The sequence below is a fragment of the Bradyrhizobium diazoefficiens USDA 110 genome (genome assembly GCF_000011365.1).
GTDB lineage: Bacteria > Pseudomonadota > Alphaproteobacteria > Rhizobiales > Xanthobacteraceae > Bradyrhizobium > Bradyrhizobium diazoefficiens.
In genome coordinates this window covers 2,921,323-2,939,739 of sequence record NC_004463.1, presented here as the reverse complement: position 1 = coordinate 2,939,739, position 18,417 = coordinate 2,921,323, and the positions used below count along the sequence as shown (strand labels likewise).

Below are 18,417 nucleotides of genomic sequence, written 5' to 3'. Positions count from 1 at the left end.
AAAAGAGACTTACAAATATTGGCCTTTATTTCCGTATCCCGCAAGCCAAAATGGGTCCAACACAAGCAAGATGACAGGCGAGGAAACTGGGAAATGTCGGGCCGGATCAGGCACATCGTGATGTGGCGGCTGCGCGGGGAGACCCCCGAGGAGCGGTCCGCCGCCCGGGCCAAGGTCAAGACCCTGTTCGAGGGCCTGCGCGGCCGGATCGACGGCCTCACCCATATCGAAGTCGGCCTCGACGTCAGCGCTGTCGATTACGCCTGCGACGTCGTGCTGTTCTCCGAATTCACCGACCAGGCCGCGCTTGCGGCCTACGCCACCCACCCGGAGCACATGCGCGTGCGCGAGGCGCTTGGCGACTTGCGGATCGGCCGCTTTCAGGTCGATTATCCCATCAAAGAGACCGGCGCATGATCGGTTCGTTCACCTTCGAAAACCTGCCCTGCCGCGTCGTGTTCGGCAGCGGAACGTTGGCTAATGCCAAGGCCGAGGTGGAGCGGCTCGGCGGCAAGCGCGCACTGGTGCTGACGACGCCGCAGCAGGAGGCGCAGGGCAAGAGCTTAGGGACAGCGCTCGGCCCGCTCTATGCCGGCATCTTTCCGGGCGCCACCATGCATACGCCGGTCGACGTTACCGAGCGGGCGCTCGCGGCGATGAAGGCGTGCGATGCCGATTGCGTGGTCTCGCTCGGCGGCGGATCCACAACGGGCCTCGGCAAGGCGCTCGCCTTGCGCACCGGCGTCAACCAGCTCTGCATCCCCACCACCTATGCCGGCTCGGAGATGACGCCGATCGTCGGCCAGACCGAGAACGGCCTGAAGACCACGGTGCGCGATGCGGCCGTGCTGCCGGAGACCGTGATCTACGACGTCGATCTCACCTTGACGCTGCCGGCGAGCCTGGCTGCGACGTCAGGCATCAACGCGATCGCGCATGCGGTCGAAGCGCTTTACGCGCGCGACACCAATCCCGTCACCTCGTTGATGGCGGAAGAAGGCATTCGCGCGCTCGCGCGTGCCCTGCCCGCCGTTGCCGCCAGAAGCGACGATCGCGAGGCCCGCACCGAGGCGCTCTATGGCGCTTGGCTGTGCGGCGTCTGCCTCGGCACGGTCGGCATGGCGCTGCATCACAAGCTCTGCCACACGCTCGGCGGCACCTTCGATCTGCCGCACGCCGAGACGCACACCATCGTGCTGCCGCATGCGCTGGCCTACAACGCCCCCGCCGTGCCCGAGGCGATGGCGCGCGTCGCGCGCGCGATCGGCGCGGCCGATGCGTCGCAGGGACTCTACGAGCTCGCAAAGCGGCTGGGTGCAAAACTGGCGCTACGCGATGTCGGCATGCCCGAGAGCGGCATCGATAAGGCGGCCGATCTCGCCGTCACCAACGCCTACTGGAATCCGCGGCCGCTCGAGCGGGGCGCCATCCGCGACTTGATCGCGCGCGCCTGGGCCGGCGAGCCGCCTGTTACCACCAAAGCTGTGGCTTGAAGCGATGCGGCGCACGCTGATCAGATCCGCCACCATCATCAGCATGGATGATGCGATCGGCGACCTCCGCACCGGCGACGTGCTGGTCGAAGGCAGCCGCATCGTTGACGTGCGGCCGTCGATCGACCTCGGCAGCGGCGCGGCCGAGACCGAAATCGTCGACGGCAAGGGGCGCATCGTCATCCCCGGCCTTGTCAACGCGCATATGCACACCTGGCAGACGGGCTTACGCGGCTATGCCGCGAACTGGACGCTGCTCGAATATTTCCGGCGCATGCACGCCGGGCTCGCGACCGTGTTCCGGCCCGACGACATCTACATCGCCACGCTGGTCGGCGCGCTGAACCAGATCAATTGCGGCACCACCACGCTGGTCGACTGGTGCCACAACAATCCGACGCCCGATCACACCGATGCCGCCGTGCGCGGCCTGATCGAGAGTGGCATCCGCGCCGCGTTCTTCCACGGCTCGCCCAAGCCGGAGCCGAAGCCCGGCGAGCCGCATTTCTCGGAAGTGCCGCATCCGCGCCGCGAGGTCGAGCGGCTGCTCGCCGGCCCCCTCGCCGACCGCGACGGTCTCGTCACGCTCGGGCTCGCCATTCTGGGTCCGCATTATTCGACGCTCGACGTCGCCATGCACGACTTCCGCCTGGCGCGGGAGCTGAAGCTGATCGCTTCGATGCACCAGGGCGGCGGTCCGGCCAAGACGCCTGATGGCTGGGAGAAGCTGATCGCGGCCGGCCTCGTCGGCGCCGGCGTCAATATCGTCCACGGCAACGATCTGCCCGACGATCTCCTCGACCGGATGGTCGATCTCGGCGTGTCGTTCTCGGTCACGCCAGAGAACGAGATGATCCAGGGCCACGGCTTCCCGATCACGGGACGGCTGCTGAAGCGCGGCGTCCGGCCGACGATCGGCATTGATCTGGAATCCGTGCTGGCCGGCGATCTCTTCTCCGCCGCGCGCGTCGCGCTCTCGATGCAGCGGGCACTCGACAATGCGGAGTCGCGCCGGGGCAGCGGCACCATTCCTGCGACCACCACCATCCCCGTGCGCGAGGCGCTGCGCTGGATCACGATGGAAGGCGCGCGCATGCTCGGCCGGGAGAGCCAGATCGGCTCGCTGACGCCGGGCAAGCTCGCCGACCTCGTCATCATCAACGCATCCGATCTCAATCTCGTCCCGGTGCACGATCCCGTCGCGACCGTCGTGATGCAGACGAGCCTCGCCAACATCGAGTCCGTCATGATCGGCGGCGCGTGGAAGAAGCGGAGCGGCCGGCTGCTGGTCGAGGGGCTGGAGGCGAAGAAGGAGCTGCTGGCGCAATCGGGCCGGCGGCTGGTGCAGGATATCGAACGACAGGGACGCGCCGCCTGAAGGCGCCAATGGACAACAACAATGACTGACGCTTCAAGGAATGTAGCCTTTATCGGAATCGGCAAGATGGGCCTGCCGATGTCGGTGCTTGTCGCCAAGGCCGGCTATGCCGTCACCGCGTTCGATCGGAGCGCGGCACGGACCAACGAGGCGCGAGCACAGGGCATTTCGATTGCAGCCTCACCGGACGACGCCGTGAGCGGCAAGGAAGCGGTCATCACGTCGCTGCCGGATGACACGGCCTTGCGCGGCGCGTTGCTCGGCCCCGCCGGCGTCATCGCCGCGATGGCCCCCGGAGCCGTTCTGATCGAGACCAGCACCGTGAGTGTCGAGGCCTCCACCGAAGTTGCGGCCAGCGCGCAGGCGCGCGGCGTTCTCTATCTGCGCGCGCCGGTCTCCGGCAACGCCAGCATCGTCCACACCGGCGCGCTGACCTGCTTCGTCTCGGGTCCGAAGGACGCCTTCGACAACGCAAAACCGTTGTTCGCCGCCTTCACCCGCGCCCGGACCTATCTCGGGCCCGCCGAGGAGGCCCGTTACGCCAAGCTCGCGGTCAACCTGATGATCGCGGTGTCGGCCGCGATGATGGCGGAGAGCCTGGCGCTGGCGCGCAAGGGCGGCATCGCCTGGCAGGACATCCTGAAGGTGCTCGACGACAGCGCGGTGGCCTCGCCGATGGTGAAGTACAAGACCGCGCCGCTTCGAACGCGGGATTTCGAATCGACCTTCTCCTGCAAGCAGATGGCCAAGGACCTCGATCTCATTCTCGGCGCCGGCCACGCCGTCGGCGTGCCGCTGCAGCTCGCTGCCCAAGTGCGCGAGACCTATGGCTCGCTGGTGGCGCAAGGCGACGGCGAGGCCGACTTCATCGCGACCGTCAAGCATCTCGAGCGGCTGTCCGGCCTCGGCGAACCGAAGCTCTGATCAACGGAGACATCCATGCGTAACTTCAACGAGACCACGATCACGGAGGCGGTGCTGGAGCGGATCGCAGGCGCAACCGATCCGCGCATCAAGCAGGTCAGCGAGGCGCTGGTGCGCCACCTTCACGCCTTCGTCCGCGAGGTCCGCCCGACCCAGAAGGAATGGGAATACGGCATCGACTTCCTGACCCGCACCGGCCACATGTGCGACGACAAGCGCCAGGAGTTCATCCTGCTGTCGGACACGCTCGGCGTCTCCATGCTGGTCGACGCGATCAACCACCCGGTGCCGGAAGGTGCGACCGAGACCACGGTGCTCGGCCCGTTCTTCGTCCAGGCCGCGCCGGAGAAGGACATCGGCGCCGACATCTCCGGTCCCATGGAAGGCGATCCCATGCTGGTCACCGGCTCGGTCTCGACCGTCGACGGACGTCCGCTGGCGGGCGCCGTCGTCGACGTCTGGCATTCCGACGATGACGGCTATTACGACGTGCAGCAGCTCGACCAGATCGGCGATCTCGCGATGCGCGCGCGCTTCCACACCGACGCCAATGGCCGCTTCCATTTCTGGTCGATCAAGCCGGCCGCCTATCCGATCCCGCATGACGGCCCGGTCGGCGAGATGCTGGAGGTGCAGGGCCGCCATCCCTGGCGTCCGGCGCATGTGCATTTCATGATCTCGGCGCCCGGCTTCGAGCAGCTCGTGACCCATGTGTTCGTCGCCGGCGACAAATATCTCGACAGCGATGTGGTGTTCGGCGTCAAGGACAGCCTGATCCGCGAGTTCGTCCGCCACCCGGCCGGGCGTGCGCCGGATGGTCGCATGGTGGACAGCGACTATTTCCATCTCAACTACGATTTCGGCCTGAAGCAGGTTGCGAGCAGCGCAAGAGCCGCCTAAGCCGAACCACAACGCAGCGGACCGGCAAGAGTCCGTCATCGGGGCAGACAGGGAGCAAGGATGGGACCGCGGGTCAGCACAGTAGCATTGGCCGATCGCCTCACCGGCATGATCGGCCCGCGCGCGAGCGTCGCGCGCGGCGTGCTCGATCAGCACGGCCAGAGCGAGTCGCATTATCGCAATTTGCCGCCCGACATCGTCGTCTTTCCTGAAACCACGCAGGAAGTGGTCGACATCGTGAAGCTGTGCGCAAGCGCGGGCATGCCGATCGTCCCGTTCGGCGCCGGCACCTCGCTCGAGGGCAATGCGGCTTCGGTCGCCGGCGGCGTCTGCTTCGACTTCGCGCGCATGAACAAGGTGCTGGCCGTGCACGACAGCGACATGGACGTCGTGGCGCAGCCCGGCATCACGCGAAAGCAGCTCAATGCGGAGCTGCGCGGCACAGGCCTGTTCTTCCCGATCGATCCCGGCGCCGATGCCTCGATCGGCGGCATGACATCGACGAGGGCCTCCGGCACCATGGCGGTGCGCTATGGCACCATGAAGGACAACGTCATGGCGCTGGAGGTGGTGCTGGCCGACGGGCGCGTGATCCGGACCGCCAGGCGCGCCCGCAAGTCGGCCGCCGGTTACGACCTGACGCGCATGTTCGTCGGCGCCGAAGGCACCCTCGGGCTCATCACCGAGATCACGCTGAAGGTGCATCCCGTGCCGCAGGCAATCTCGGCCGCGGTTTGCAGCTTCGACACCCTGCACAATGCCGTGGACACCGCGATCTCCGTGATCCAGTCCGCGATCCCCGTGGCGCGCATCGAGCTGCTCGACGACGTCATGATGCGCGGCATCAATGCCTACGCAAAGCTCGGCTATCGCGAGGCCCCGACCCTGTTCTTCGAATTCCACGGCTCCGAGGCCTCCGTCGCCGAGCAGGCCGAGGCCGCAGAGGCGATCGCCGCCGACCATGGCGGTCATGGATTTGCCTGGGCCAAGGCGCAGGAAGACCGCAGCCGGCTCTGGCACGCCCGCGACAACACGCTCTATGCGGGCCTGGGCCTCCGGCCCGGCGCGCGCGCCGTGATCACCGATGTCTGCGTGCCGATCTCGCGGCTGGCGGAATGCCTGACCGAGACGCGACGCGACGCGGACGAGCACGGCTTCACCGCGCCGATCGTCGGCCATGTCGGCGACGGCAACTTCCACATGCTGATCCTGATCGATCCGGCAAAACCGGACGAAGCTGAGGGCGCCAAGGCGCTCCAGGCCCGCATGGTCGCCCGCGCCATTGCCATGGACGGCACCTGCACCGGCGAACACGGCATCGGGCTCGGCAAGATCGACTATCTCGCTGACGAGCTCGGCGAGGCCGTGGACGTGATGCGAGCGATCAAGACCGCGCTCGATCCTGATGGACTGATGAATCCCGGAAAGATCTTTGCGGGCGGAGCCAAGGCATGAGCGACGCGCTTCCGATCGAGGTCACCTCACCCACGCCGCTGCTCGAGCTGCGCGGCATCAGCAAGGAGTTTCCCGGCGTCAAGGCGCTGGATGACGTGTCCTTTGCCGTCTTCCCCGGCGAAGTCCATATGCTGCTGGGGGAGAACGGCGCCGGCAAGTCGAGCCTGATGAAGGTGCTGTGCGGCGCCTACCGCGCCGATGCCGGCGAGTTCTACTACAAGGGCGAGAAGGTCGCGATCGGCTCGGCCGCGGATGCACAGAAGCTCGGCATTGCCGTGATCTTCCAGGAGTTCTCGCTGGTCCCCCATCTCGACATCGCCCAGAACATCTTCCTCGGCCGCGAGCCGAAGGGCCGCATCCCCGGCACGATCGACCGGAGCAAGATCCTCGCCGACGCCAAACGCGTGCTCGGCACCATCGGCTTCGACATCGATCCCTCCACGATCGTGGACAAGCTCGGGGTGGCGCAGCAGCAGATGGTCGAGATCGCCAAGGCGATCAGCCAGAACGCACGCATCCTCGTCATGGACGAGCCGACCGCGGCGCTGTCCGACCGCGAGACCGAGCTCCTGTTCGCGCTGATCGCGCGGCTGAAAGCCGACGGCGTGTCGATCGTCTATATCTCGCACCGCATGGCGGAGGTGTTCGCGCTCGGCGATCGCATCACGGTGCTGCGCGACGGCCGCCGCATCGACGGCGTCCGCCCGGCCGACGTCACGCCGGACCAGCTCGTCCGCATGATGGTCGGACGCACCGTCGACATGACCTATCCGCGCAATTTCGCCGACAAGCCCGGCGAGGTACTGCTGCAGGTCAAGGGCCTGAGCTCCTCGACCGGGATCTCCGACATCAACATCGAGGTGCGCCGGGGCGAGATCGTCGGCCTGTGCGGCCTGGTCGGCTCCGGCCGCAGCGAAGTCGCGCGCGCCATCTTCGGCGCCGATCCCGTCAGCTCCGGCGAGATCATCTTCGACGGCAAGACCATCTCCGGCGAGCCTGATCTCGCCGCCCGCCGCGGCATCGCGCTGATCCCGGAGAGCCGCAAGAGCGAGGGCCTCGCTCTGCTGCGGTCGGTGAGCGACAATCTGGTGGTGTCGGCGCTGCGAAAACTGTTCCCGAGCGGACTGTTCGACCAGCGTTCGGCGCAGCGCACCTCCGACGGCCTGATCCGGCAGCTGAGGATCGCGACGCCCAGCGCGCGCCAGACCGTCGGCCTGCTCTCGGGCGGCAACCAGCAGAAGGTCGTGATCGGCAAGTGGCTGGCCGCCGGCTCGAAGCTCTTCATCTTCGACGAGCCGACGCGAGGCATCGACATCGGCGCCAAGTCCGAGATTTTTGCGCTGATCGACCGCCTGGTCGCGGAAGGCGCCGCCGCACTGATGATCTCGTCCGAGCAGGTCGAGATCTGCCATGTCTGCGACCGCGCCTATGTGATGCGCGAGGGCCGCATCGCGGGACACCTGACGCGCAACGAACTGACCGAGGAGAACATCGTGCGACTGGGGATGCATCATGCGTGAAGCTGCGGTCGTTTCCGAGCCCAATCCGCTGCAACGCATTCCCGGCGTTGCCATCGTGCTGGTGCTGCTGATCGCGCTGTTCAGCGCGATCGCACCCGGCTTCCTGTCGGTCGCCAACCTCTCCAACGTGCTGGTGCAGTCGACCATCCTCACCATGCTCGCGCTGCCGATGACCCTGATCATCATGACCGAGGGGCTCGACCTGTCGATGGGTGCAGTGCTGACGCTGACCTCGCTCTGCGTCGCGATCGTGTCGCTCGCGACCAAGTCGATGCTCCTGGGCTTAGGTGCCGGCCTGCTGGTCGGCGCGGCCTTCGGCACCGTCAACGGCTGGCTGGTTGCCATTCTCGGCATTCCGCCCTTCGTCGCGACGCTCGGCACGCTCGGCATGGCCCAGGGCCTATCGCTGATCGTCAGCGACGGCCAGAGCGTGGTCGGCATTCCTCACAGCGTGCGCGACATCTACTCGGCGACGCTGCTCGGCGTTCCCGTGCCGATCGTGATGGCGCTGGTGACTTACGCCGCGTTTCACGGCCTGCTCTATCACACCCGCTTCGGCACCTACATCTTCGCGCTCGGCGGCAACCGCGAGGCGCTGCGCTATGCCGGCCTCTCGCCGAACAAGCTGCTGATCGCGGTCTATGCGCTCGGCGGCGCCATGGCCGGCATCGCGGGCCTGTTGATGACCGCGCGGATGAATTCAGGTCATCCGACCGCGGGCCTCGGCCTTGAATTCGATGCGATCGCAGCGGTCGCGGTCGGCGGCACCTCGTTTGAGCGCGGCAATGGCTGGCTGCTTGGCACGTTGCTGGGCGTGATCGCGGTCGGCGTGCTTCGCAATGGGCTCAACCTGATCTCGATGCCTTCGTCGGTGCAGGTCGCAAGCGTCGGCGTCCTCGTCATCGTCGCACTATTCCTCGACGGCCTGCGGAGCCGCGCATGACCGACATCACCAAGGAGGCGATCGTGCCGCCCCGCTCCTTCCTGTCGCAGGACGCGATCCAGGTGTTCTATCGCCTGCTCGCAGCTTTGCTGATCTGCGCCGTGCTGGCCGTGCTCAGCGATTCCTTCCTGAGCCTCGGCAACATCCTCAATGTGCTGAGGCAGGCGAGCCTGACCTTCTTCATCGCCTCCGGCCTGACGCTGGTGGTGCTGACCGCGGGCCTCGATCTCTCCGTCGGCGCCAATGTCGCGCTGTCGGCCTGTATCGCCGGAACCGTGATCCACAAGACCGGCTCGCCGGCACTCGGCATCCTCACCGGCCTTGCCTGCGGCGGCATCGTCGGCCTTCTCAACGGTGTCATGGTCACCGCGCTGCGCATCCCCTCCTTCATCGCGACCTATGGCATGCTCTGGGTGCTGAACGGCCTGACCTACTGGTACATGGCGGGCGAGACCCTTCACGGTTTTCCGGCAGGCTTCCGCCAGATCGGCAGCGGCTATCTGTTCGGCCTGCCGATCCCGGTCTACCTGCTGCTGGTCTTCCTCGGCATCGGAACGCTGTTTGCCCAGCGCACGATCTGGGGCCAGGAGATCTACGCGATCGGCGCCAATCCGGTCGCGGCGCGGCTCTCCGGCATTCCGGTCGCGCGGCGCCTGCTGCTGGTCTATGCCGTCTCCGGCACCATGGCGGGGCTCGCCTCGATCATCTTCCTGTCGCGGCTCAATTCGGCCGAGGCCGACATCGGCGAGAGCCTGACGCTACCGGCAATCGCGGCCGTGCTGATCGGCGGCACCTCGCTGTTCGGCGGTGTCGGCACCGTGTTCGGCACCTTCATCGGCGCGTTGATCCTGACGCTGGTGCTGAACGGCATGAACCTGCTCTCGGTCAGCGCCAACTGGCAGCCGCTCGTCACCGGCGTCATCGTCATCCTCGCGGTCTGGCTCGACATGAAGACCCGCCGCCGCGCGCAATGAGTTCCTAGAGTTCCAACAAGCAAAATGAGGGATGGAGGCAACATGAGACTGAAACTGGGCTATCTGGCGCTGCCGCTGCTGATGGCGGCCGCGATCACCACCGAGGTGCGTGCCGACGGCGAGACCATCGCCGTCTTCACCAAAAACCAGACCAACCCGTTCTTCCAGACGGTGCGGGTCGGCGCCGACAACATGGCGAAAGCGCTGAACGCGAAGACGCTGCAGTACATCCCGACCAAGCCGGACTCGATCCCCGAGCAGCTCAGCCAGATCGAGGACGTCGTGGTGAAGAAGCCGAGCGCCATCGTCTTCACGCCGGTGGACTACAAGGCGATGGTGCCGGGGGTCGAGAAGATCAACGAAGCCAAGATCCCCGTCGTCAACATCACCGACCGCTCGGCCGGCGGAAAATTCCTGTCCTTCGTCGGCGCCGACGATTACAGCCTTGGGCTGGAAACCGCACGCTTCCTGCTCAAGACGCTGGGTGGCAAGGGCAACATCGTCATCATCGAGGGCGTCAAGGGCTCCCTGACCAATGTCGACCGCGTCCGCGGCTTCAACGACGCGCTGAAGGAAAACGCGGGCGCCAAGCTGCTGGCCTCGCAGCCCGGCAACTACCAGCGGCTCCAGGCGCTCCAGGTGATGGAAAACCTGATGCAGTCGAATTCGCAGATCGACGGCGTGCTGGCCGCCAACGACGCCATGGCGGTCGGTGCGATCGAGGCGCTCGACGGCGCCAACCGCAAGGCGCAGGTGATCGGCATCAACGGCACCAAGGAGGCGATCGACGCGATCAAGTCCGGCAAGCTGCTCGCGAGCGGCGACTACAACGGATTTGCGCAAGGCTGCCTCGGCACCATGATGGCGATCCGCTCCTTGCGCAGTCAGCCCGTCATCGGCGAGATCGTGCTGAAGCCGACCGTCATCACCAAGGACAATTTCCAGCCGTTCGACGTGCCGCTGGAGCAGCGGACCTGCCCGACCTTCGAGGACGCCGGCAAGCTCGGCGCCAAGTAACCCAACCGATCATCACAAGCACGGACGGCCGCACCCGCGGCCGTCCCAAGAAGACCAAGACATAAACGGAGACACCATGCTGTTCGCCATTCATGCCATCGACCGCACCGGCGCGCTGCCGACCCGGCTCGCCAATTACGACGCCCACAAGACCTTCCTCAGCGACACCTCGCGCTTCGGCGTCAAGATCGTGATGTCGGGGCCGCTCGTCTCCGACGACGGCGCAACCATGATCGGCAGCCTGTTTCTGATCGAGGCGCCGGGCCGAGCGGAGGTCGAAGCCTTCAACCGCGCCGATCCCTTCGCCGCGGCCGGCATCTGGGACAAGGTCACGATCACGGGCTTTCTACGCCGCCAGGGTTGAGCGGCCTCGGCAACACTGCACCGGGCAACCCGCCGCGCAGTCGTCATATTGACATCTCTGATGTGCCTTGCTGCTCGTGCCGTTATTCGGTGAATAGATCAGATTTCGATCGTTTGCGCTGCCTAGCGACAGACCCATACTCCGTTCACCAGCACACGGGCGCATGCCGGCGCCACGACGGTGGCCGCAGCCCCTGCCGCTACCGCCCCGCCCACGACAGCCCGGCGCGTGGTCCGTCGCGCGACTCCGGCAACACTTGCGGGCGTCGCCGGCCGTCCCACCCTCGCCTGCGCGCTGTCGACCGAAAATGACAGACCACGCTCGTGCGACCATTGCACGGAACCGATCGCGGCGACGGCAATAATGGCAGCTCCAAAGCACCAGTTTCTGCAGGTATGTTTCATGGTCGACCTCCTTCTTCCGTTGTTGAATCGCTATTCGTTTCGAGTCTTGCGCCCAACAGCGACGGGCGCACCGATGGCGAAATTTGCCACCTGCCGTCTCTTACCGGCGAGAGCGCGGCGGTGGCGGGACGGGCCCCAAATCGCGCTGCCAGATGGTGCCATTGTCGAACTGAATGAGCATGCCATCCGGCGAATAGACCGCACTCTGGTTGAATGCGTCGATCCAGATCCGGGTTGCCGGCCAGTACCAGTCGGGCCACGCGCGGGACGGCTGCCCCGCTTCCGTCAGGAGATTAAGTTCAGTCCCGTTTTGGGTAATGTAAGCCGGCAAATTTCCCTGGCACATTCGGACACATTTGTAGATGCCGGTCAGATTGATCGACTGGGCTGACACAGGAGTCGGCGCAAGCGCAGCTGTCATCACGGCGACAACGATCGGAAAATGTTTCATACAAATCACTCCTTCGTTCAAATGATCAGGAGAGCCCCTGTCGAATGGGCTTCCAATAAAAGCGAGTTGCGCTCCGCGAGCGAGCGCCGGATCACTGCGAATTTCGGTTCTTGCTCGCTCCTCTCAAACGCGGTGCCGTCGAGGGCGACTTCACCCACTCCGCCATTTGGATACAGGTGAGAAGATCGACATAGCTCGGACTTCCGCCGGCCGAGGCTTCCCCTTCGCAGCTATCGCGAAGGGGATTTGGCGCAGCGCTCCACACCGTGCTGAGCTGTTGCTGCGCAGCCAACTCATCGCGCATGCAGTCTGCGAAGCTCTGGGAAAGGGCAAGCCCCATTGCCTTGTCATCAGCTGTGGTCGCCTGGCACGTCGCCTCTACCTTCAATTCGGGGACGCGATCGGAGACGGGCATCACGAGCAGTTGGGTCCCGAGGAGCGCTGCGGATAATGCTGCCATCGTCATCTTGACCTCCTTCAAACTCTATCAAATGCCCCCCTGAACTGCCACCACGAGGCACCGCGCTAGAATTGCCCCGGTTGAGCCGGGGGACCGGGCCAATCGGATCGCAGGTTGCTCCGGTTGTTGCGATCGAAGAGGTCTTGCCTGCAGATGAAGCCGTTCCCGCAGCTAACCGCCGGAGGAGCAGGCCGGCGAACATCGGCGGCCGCCGCGATCTTTGCGTGCGGCGCCTTGGCGAGGGCGGCCGTGACCAGGACAACCTCAAGCCCGCAAAGGACGGTAAGCAAGCACGTCTTCTTCATGGGATCAGCGCTCCTTTGCTGGCCGGGCGCAGGCGGTAAACCGACCGCGCCGGTCAAACGGCCCGTCGTTCGGTAACAAGGCGGATGGGGATAGTCGCCGGAGCGAGTGCTGTGCCCGCGATTGCGACGGACGAAACACGGTGCGGGCACGTGATGCAGCAAGAGACATGTGAACTCTCCGGCACTCGGCGAACGTCGGGCATAACGGGGCACGACGTTACGGGACCGGCCTTGATCCAGATCAAGCTCACGTCGGCGTTCCCGCATTGCGCAGGGCGCGAGAGCTACGCCACTCCGTCGCGCGCTACGTGCGGCTCGTTCGAGGGGGAGTGGCGATTTCGTCGACCAGGGGGAGGCTCGTGGCTGACGTCGCTCAGCGCCGGAAACTCTCCGACCAGCCTTGCGAAATAAGCTCTCAACAAGCGATCGAAAGTCGACTTTGCTTCGCCGACGTCGCGGCCCTCAAGGCCGAGGTTTTCGGCAGTCCCACCCAGTACTTGTTGCGCCATGGCCTGCCTCCTCGAAGCAGTACACGCCCGGATGCCCTTTTTTCCTCGTTGTCAATAATCGATGAGCCGCGATCAATCGGTTTGATCCATCTCAAACGACTCGCGCTCTTGAATGGGAAGCAAAGGCCGACCGCCCATGGGCGTCAGCCTTGATGATGCGCGCAACAGGTGTTGCCGCTGGTCTCCAGAGAGATCGTCAGCGCGATGTGGGTACTACTTTGTAGTCATCCGCTTCGGTGGCGCGGTCGGCGCAGGCGCTGCCGGCGAGATGACAAACGTCACCCAGGCATTCCAGCCGTCGGGCCGGTTTTCCGCGGCAAATTCCTTGTAGGCCTTCAGGTTCAGATAACCCTGCATGTCGCCAACCGGAAAGATGAACCCGACTTGCCGGCCGACGCTCGCGACCTGCGAGCGGAAGCAGCCGAGGCGATCGCCGGAGCCGCTATCGCAACCGAGCTGCTTATAGACGTAGCCCACCAGACCGACCTGGATTGGCTTGGTCAGGATTTGAGAGGCGCCCCAGTCGAAGTACATGCCGACGCCGCATTGATACTGCGTGTCAGTGTTCTTGAAATTGTAGGTGAAGCCGAGCACGCCAGAGAGTTCATGGCCGGTCTGCGGATTGAAATCGGTGTAGCCACCGCCTGCATCGATCGTCCCATGTCCGAGCCCGATATTGGCGAGGCGCGCGGACTGGTAAGCGCCGACAGGGATGTCACCCACGACTAGGTCATGTAGTTGTTGACGCCCGCATTCCGGCGCATTGCGAACTGGGGATCAGGTCGCCAAAGCCCGTCACTGAACCGCTGAGAGAATCGAAGCGCGATGACGAACGTAGGCCGCGTTTACTTCGTCACGATCCTTCGCGTCGGCGCGACCGTGCTGGTCGGCGCCATTGGCGACAGCGAGAAAGTCAGCCACGTATTCCAGCCAGCTGGCCGATTTTCTGCGGCAAACTCGCCGTACCCTTTCAGGTTCAAATACCCCTGCAGGTCACCGACCGGAAACAGGTATCCGATCTGAGGACCGACTCCCACCACGCGCGACCGAAAACCCCCAAGGATCGGGGGCTGACCAAAATCGTCCGTGACCTGTTGATAGTAGTAGCCGACCAGCCCGACGAAGAGCTGCTTCGAGAGGAACTGCGAAGCACCCCAATCGATGTGGAAATCGACGCCATTCCGATATTGCGTGTCAGGATTCTTGAAATTGTAGGTGAACCCGGCGACTGCGGAAAATTCGTGCCCCGCCTTCTCATTGAAATAGGTGTAGCCGCCGCCGCCGTCGATCGCGCCGTGTCCGATGCCGAGGTTAGCAAGACGGGTTGGAGAGTAGGCGCCAACAGGAATGTCGCCGGTCAAATAGGTCATGAAATTGTGGACGCCGGCGTTCCACTTCAGCGTTGCTTGCGGATACAGATCGCCCACCGAGGTGATTGAATCAGAGAGGGTCCCCGTGCGGGTCGTCACAAAGGGCCCGACCGCTGTTGTCAGCGTTCCGTCGAGGGTTGCGGCGGATCGGCCAAACAAGCCGGTGATGCCGATTGCCAATTGTCCGCCAAGTACCGGCGTCGCGAACGTGTAGGTCGGGTTGAGCAGGACAAGGTCCGCCTGCGCGTTTAAACGCAGATTCAAATCGACATTGACGTTAGCGGGGATCCGGCCGACGCGGATTTCTCTTGCCGCGGCTGCGTTACCGAAGGCCGACACGCTGGTGTGATAATAGACCTCGGCCATCGACCAGCCGGGGACCGCAGGGACTGCCGCGAGGCTGCTGAAGCGCCCCGGAAGCCAGTATGAAACGCCATCCTCGTCGGCATATGCTGGGTCGGACGAGACTCCGGCCAATGCCACAGCCAGACCGATCGTTGCGCGAATAAGCCGACAATGAGACTTTGGTTCGGATAGGTACCGCTTCATCCGCTCGTCCTCCCGCCGACGAATGACAGTGTATCGATCGGCGATTCAATGTCTCGTTCCAAGGTAACGACTTCGTCAGATTCGGCTCAACATGTTGCGCTAAAGGCACTCAGCATCGCCGCTGGCCCGTAGGATTACCGACAGCATCGTTGACCGGAGGTATCCATATCTAGGCAAGCAGCGCCCGTGTGTAGCAAGAAGACTGCAAGATAGTGCCCCTGCCAGAGGCGGCGGCCACATCGAACGCTCTTGGTTAAGTCGCTGTGACATTCGTCACGCACTCGTGCGGGATGATAAGCGAGCAAACCTCAGCCGTTTGTGTCGCTCATGTCTCCGGCATCGTTCGGGTGTCATCGAGTTGGATCAGCGCTCGACAGCCGGATGCGATCCGAAGTAGAGTATTCGCGCGTGTTCGGAGTATATTGCAATGGATACTCGCAAGATACTTATTGCGCTGATCGCTGCCTTCACCGTCACGCCTCCAGCATTTGCACCGCAAACATAACGCCACGAGCTGCTCAAAGCACCGCTCGCGCGCGATCCGTCTTGATCAGATTAAGACGGAAACTGCCCCGAGGTTCACGTAGGGGCTACGTACCGCCGACCAGGAGAGAAGATTTCGGCTTCCAGCCAAGTCAGATCAGTTCGGTTTTCGGGAGTTAGCCAATGATGAGCGCCTCGAACCTGCATCGCCGAATTAGTTCGCGCTTTCTGCTCGCTGCTCTCTTGCTGATGCCGTTGACAGCCCTCAACGCCAACGCCCAGCAAACCACTGGCACTCCCGGTTCGCCCGGGGCGACGACCACGATCGACGGCAGGTACCTGCCAAATCCGCCGCAGCCGTTCAGGGGCGAGATCAATCCCAACGCCGTGCAATCGAAGCCGTACTGGCCGGCGCGCATTGTCCCGCCAAAGGGCGCGCCCAATGTGCTTCTGATCATGACGGACGATGTCGGCTTTAGCGCGCCAAGCACGTTCGGCGGCGTGATCCCGACGCCGGCGCTGGACCGTATCGCCCAAACGGGTCTGCGCTACACGGCGTTCCACACCGTGGCGCTGTGCTCGCCAACGCGCGCTGCACTCCTCACCGGCCGCAACCATCACTCCGTGGGCACTGGCGTCGTCGTCGATCAGGCGACCGGCTACCCCGGCTACAACAGCATCATCCCGCGCGATGCCGTCGCCATCGGCGAGATCCTTCGGCAGCACGGCTACGACACCTCGTGGTACGGCAAGGACCACAACCTGCCGCAGTGGGAGGCGAGCCAGGCTGGCCCCTTCCACAACTGGCCGACCGGACCCATCAAGGGCTTCGACTACTTTTACGGCTTCCCAGGCGATGACACGAGCCAATGGCAGCCGAACAATCTCTTCCGCAACACCACTCCGATCCAACCCTTCCAGGGAAATCCCGGCTGGAATCTGATCACCGCGATGGCCGATGAGGCGATCGGGCGCATCAAGATGCTGAACGACGTCCAGCCCGACCGTCCCTTCATGATCTACTACGCGCCCGGCGGCACGCACTCGCCGCACCATCCGACGCCCGAGTGGATCAAGAAGATCAGCGATTTGCATCTGTTCGACAAGGGTTGGAACGACCTGCGTGAACAGATCTTCGCTAACCAGAAACGACTGGGTGTGATTCCGCAGAACGCGCAGCTAACGGCCTGGCCGGACAGCATCCCGAAGTGGGATACGCTTTCGCCCGAGGCGAAGAAGCTCTACACCCGGCAAGCCGACGTCTATGCTGCGTATCTAGCTTACACCGACTACGAGATTGGTCGTGTCATCCAGGCCATCGCGGACACCGGCAAGCTCGACAACACGCTCGTCATCTACGTCAGCGGTGACAACGGCGCGAGCCCGGAGGGCACGCTCCATGGTCTTTACAACGAGTTCGCGGTTGCCAACGCCGTGCACCCGACGGTCGAAATGAACATGAAGTTCTATGACGCCTGGGGCTCCGACCAGACCTACCCCCACTACGCGGTGGGCTGGGCGTGGGCCTGGGATACGCCCTTCAAATGGACCAAGCAGATCGCGTCGTATTTCGGCGGCACCCGCAACGGCATGGCCATGGCCTGGCCGGCGCGGATCAAGGACGCTGGCGGCATCCGTCACCAATTCCACCATGTAATCGACGTCGTGCCGACAATCCTCGAGGCGGTTGGCGTCCCCGAGCCGGTGACGGTCAACGGCATCGCTCAGAAGCCGATCGAAGGCGTGAGCATGGCCTACACCTGGGAAGGTGGCAGCGCGCCCAGCCGGAGGACGACGCAGTACTTCGAAATGTTCGGCAAGCGGGCCGTTTATCAGGATGGCTGGATGGCCTCGACGCCTCCGCTGAGCCCGCCTTGGGACCTCAGTTTGGCGGAGCCGCCCTCGGACGTCATGAACGCCTACCGTTGGGAGCTCTACAATATCAACGAAGACTGGACGCAGTCGAACGACCTCGCCGCCAAGATGCCGGACAAGCTGCGCGACATGCAGCAATTGTTCACCATGGAAGCTGCGAAGTACCAGGTGTTCCCGCTCGACGACACGCGTTTGACCAGGTTCATTTCGCACAAGCCGAGCTACGCTCCGGGCCGGACCCAATTCACCTATTCGGGTGAGCTGAGCAACGTGCCGTTCCCGGAAACAGGCTCCGCGCCGAGCCTGCTGAACCGGTCGTACACGGTCACCGCCGAGGTCGACGTTCCCCAAGGCGGCGGCGACGGCATGCTGATGACCGACGGCGGCCGGTTCGCCGGCTACGGCTTCTACCTGCTGAAGGGCCGGCCGGTGTTTACCTGGAATCTGGTCGCCCTGGAGCGCGTCAAGTGGCAGGCCAAGGAGACGCTCGCTCCGGGCAAGCACACGCTGGAGTTCGACTGGAAATATGACGGACCGGGCCTGGGCAAGGGCGGCACCGGCACCTTGAAGGTGGACGGCAAGGTGGTGGACAGCCATCCGATGCCGCGCAGTCTTCCCATAACCCTGATGTGGGATGAGACCTTCAACGTCGGCCTCGACACCGGCACGTCGGTGGATGACCAGGACTACCAGGTGCCATTCCGCTTCACCGGCAAGCTCAACAAGCTGACCGTGAAGCTCGGGCCGAACGAGATGTCGCCCGCAGAAAAGGAGACGGTCGCGAAGACAATGCGAGACAAGCAGTAGGCTCGTTGGCGAACGGAAGGTTCCGGCCACATGATTCATGCCAAAGCTCGCGAAGGCAGGTCCCCGGTCACAGCAGGAGGGTAACGTTTACAGGACGCTTGGTGTACTGGTGCTGGCAAGCACGATGGGACTGACGACAGGGCCCGCCCAAACCGCTCAGGAAACGCCGCAGAGCATGCTCGCGGCGCAGATACGCATGCAAGGCTTTGCCTGTGACAAGCCACTCGGTGCAGTCA

The 18,417-nt window shown here is 64.2% G+C and carries 15 protein-coding genes and 1 pseudogene; 12 read left to right on the top strand and 4 right to left on the bottom strand.

Annotation, left to right across the window (positions count from 1 at the left end; genetic code table 11):
- Positions 1 to 93: 93 nt before the first annotated feature.
- From BJA_RS13280 to BJA_RS13230, 11 genes are all read left to right on the top strand, one after another.
- Positions 94 to 417, top strand: coding sequence for a Dabb family protein (locus BJA_RS13280; RefSeq protein ID WP_011085468.1), 324 nt, complete (start codon positions 94 to 96; stop codon positions 415 to 417).
- A complete protein-coding gene (locus BJA_RS13275) occupies positions 414 to 1,493 on the top strand; it encodes a maleylacetate reductase (protein WP_011085467.1) in 1,080 nt (359 codons plus the stop codon). Before BJA_RS13280 ends, BJA_RS13275 begins: the two co-directional genes overlap by 4 nt.
- Before the next feature lie 4 nt (positions 1,494 to 1,497).
- Entirely contained in the window at positions 1,498 to 2,871 is a 1,374-nt protein-coding gene (locus BJA_RS13270) for an amidohydrolase family protein (protein WP_011085466.1), read from the top strand.
- A gap of 21 nt (positions 2,872 to 2,892) precedes the next feature.
- Positions 2,893 to 3,795: an NAD(P)-dependent oxidoreductase gene (locus BJA_RS13265; protein ID WP_011085465.1), complete on the top strand. Its 903-nt coding sequence runs from the start codon at positions 2,893 to 2,895 to the stop codon at positions 3,793 to 3,795.
- A 15-nt stretch (positions 3,796 to 3,810) separates the two neighbouring features.
- Positions 3,811 to 4,695, top strand: coding sequence for an intradiol ring-cleavage dioxygenase (locus tag BJA_RS13260; protein ID WP_011085464.1), 885 nt, complete (start codon positions 3,811 to 3,813; stop codon positions 4,693 to 4,695).
- 60 nt (positions 4,696 to 4,755) lie between these two features.
- On the top strand, positions 4,756 to 6,150 hold the full coding sequence (locus BJA_RS13255; RefSeq protein WP_011085463.1) for an FAD-linked oxidase C-terminal domain-containing protein: 1,395 nt from the start codon (positions 4,756 to 4,758) through the stop codon (positions 6,148 to 6,150).
- Positions 6,147 to 7,670, top strand: a complete 1,524-nt coding sequence (locus tag BJA_RS13250) for a sugar ABC transporter ATP-binding protein (RefSeq protein WP_011085462.1) — start codon at positions 6,147 to 6,149, stop codon at positions 7,668 to 7,670. The genes BJA_RS13255 and BJA_RS13250 overlap by 4 nt, the downstream gene beginning before the upstream one ends.
- A complete protein-coding gene (locus BJA_RS13245) occupies positions 7,663 to 8,613 on the top strand; it encodes an ABC transporter permease (RefSeq protein WP_011085461.1) in 951 nt (316 codons plus the stop codon). Before BJA_RS13250 ends, BJA_RS13245 begins: the two co-directional genes overlap by 8 nt.
- A complete protein-coding gene (locus BJA_RS13240; RefSeq protein WP_011085460.1) occupies positions 8,610 to 9,587 on the top strand; it encodes an ABC transporter permease in 978 nt (325 codons plus the stop codon). Before BJA_RS13245 ends, BJA_RS13240 begins: the two co-directional genes overlap by 4 nt.
- A 42-nt stretch (positions 9,588 to 9,629) precedes the next feature.
- Complete coding sequence (locus tag BJA_RS13235) at positions 9,630 to 10,604, top strand: sugar ABC transporter substrate-binding protein (RefSeq protein WP_063921423.1); 975 nt, start codon at positions 9,630 to 9,632, stop codon at positions 10,602 to 10,604.
- A 76-nt stretch (positions 10,605 to 10,680) separates the two neighbouring features.
- Positions 10,681 to 10,968, top strand: coding sequence for a YciI family protein (locus BJA_RS13230; protein ID WP_011085458.1), 288 nt, complete (start codon positions 10,681 to 10,683; stop codon positions 10,966 to 10,968).
- Positions 10,969 to 11,472: 504 nt separating this feature from the next.
- Here the strand turns inward: BJA_RS13230 and BJA_RS13225 are convergent.
- The 4 genes and pseudogenes from BJA_RS13225 to BJA_RS13210 form a co-directional block, all read right to left on the bottom strand.
- A complete protein-coding gene (locus tag BJA_RS13225; protein WP_161536001.1) occupies positions 11,473 to 11,823 on the bottom strand; it encodes a hypothetical protein in 351 nt (116 codons plus the stop codon).
- Positions 11,824 to 11,914: 91 nt separating this feature from the next.
- Positions 11,915 to 12,289, bottom strand: coding sequence for a hypothetical protein (locus tag BJA_RS13220; RefSeq protein WP_038965870.1), 375 nt, complete (start codon positions 12,287 to 12,289; stop codon positions 11,915 to 11,917).
- A gap of 1,021 nt (positions 12,290 to 13,310) precedes the next feature.
- A pseudogene (locus BJA_RS13215) lies at positions 13,311 to 13,923 on the bottom strand (SphA family protein); the annotation flags it as partial.
- Positions 13,924 to 13,942: 19 nt separating this feature from the next.
- The gene (locus BJA_RS13210) at positions 13,943 to 15,016 is read right to left on the bottom strand and encodes a SphA family protein (RefSeq protein WP_011085453.1); all 1,074 of its coding nucleotides are present in this window, start codon (positions 15,014 to 15,016) and stop codon (positions 13,943 to 13,945) included.
- Between the two features lie 666 nt (positions 15,017 to 15,682).
- Between BJA_RS13210 and BJA_RS13205 the strand changes: the two genes are divergently transcribed.
- The gene (locus tag BJA_RS13205; RefSeq protein ID WP_011085452.1) at positions 15,683 to 18,181 is read left to right on the top strand and encodes an arylsulfatase; all 2,499 of its coding nucleotides are present in this window, start codon (positions 15,683 to 15,685) and stop codon (positions 18,179 to 18,181) included.
- Positions 18,182 to 18,417 lie beyond the last annotated feature (236 nt).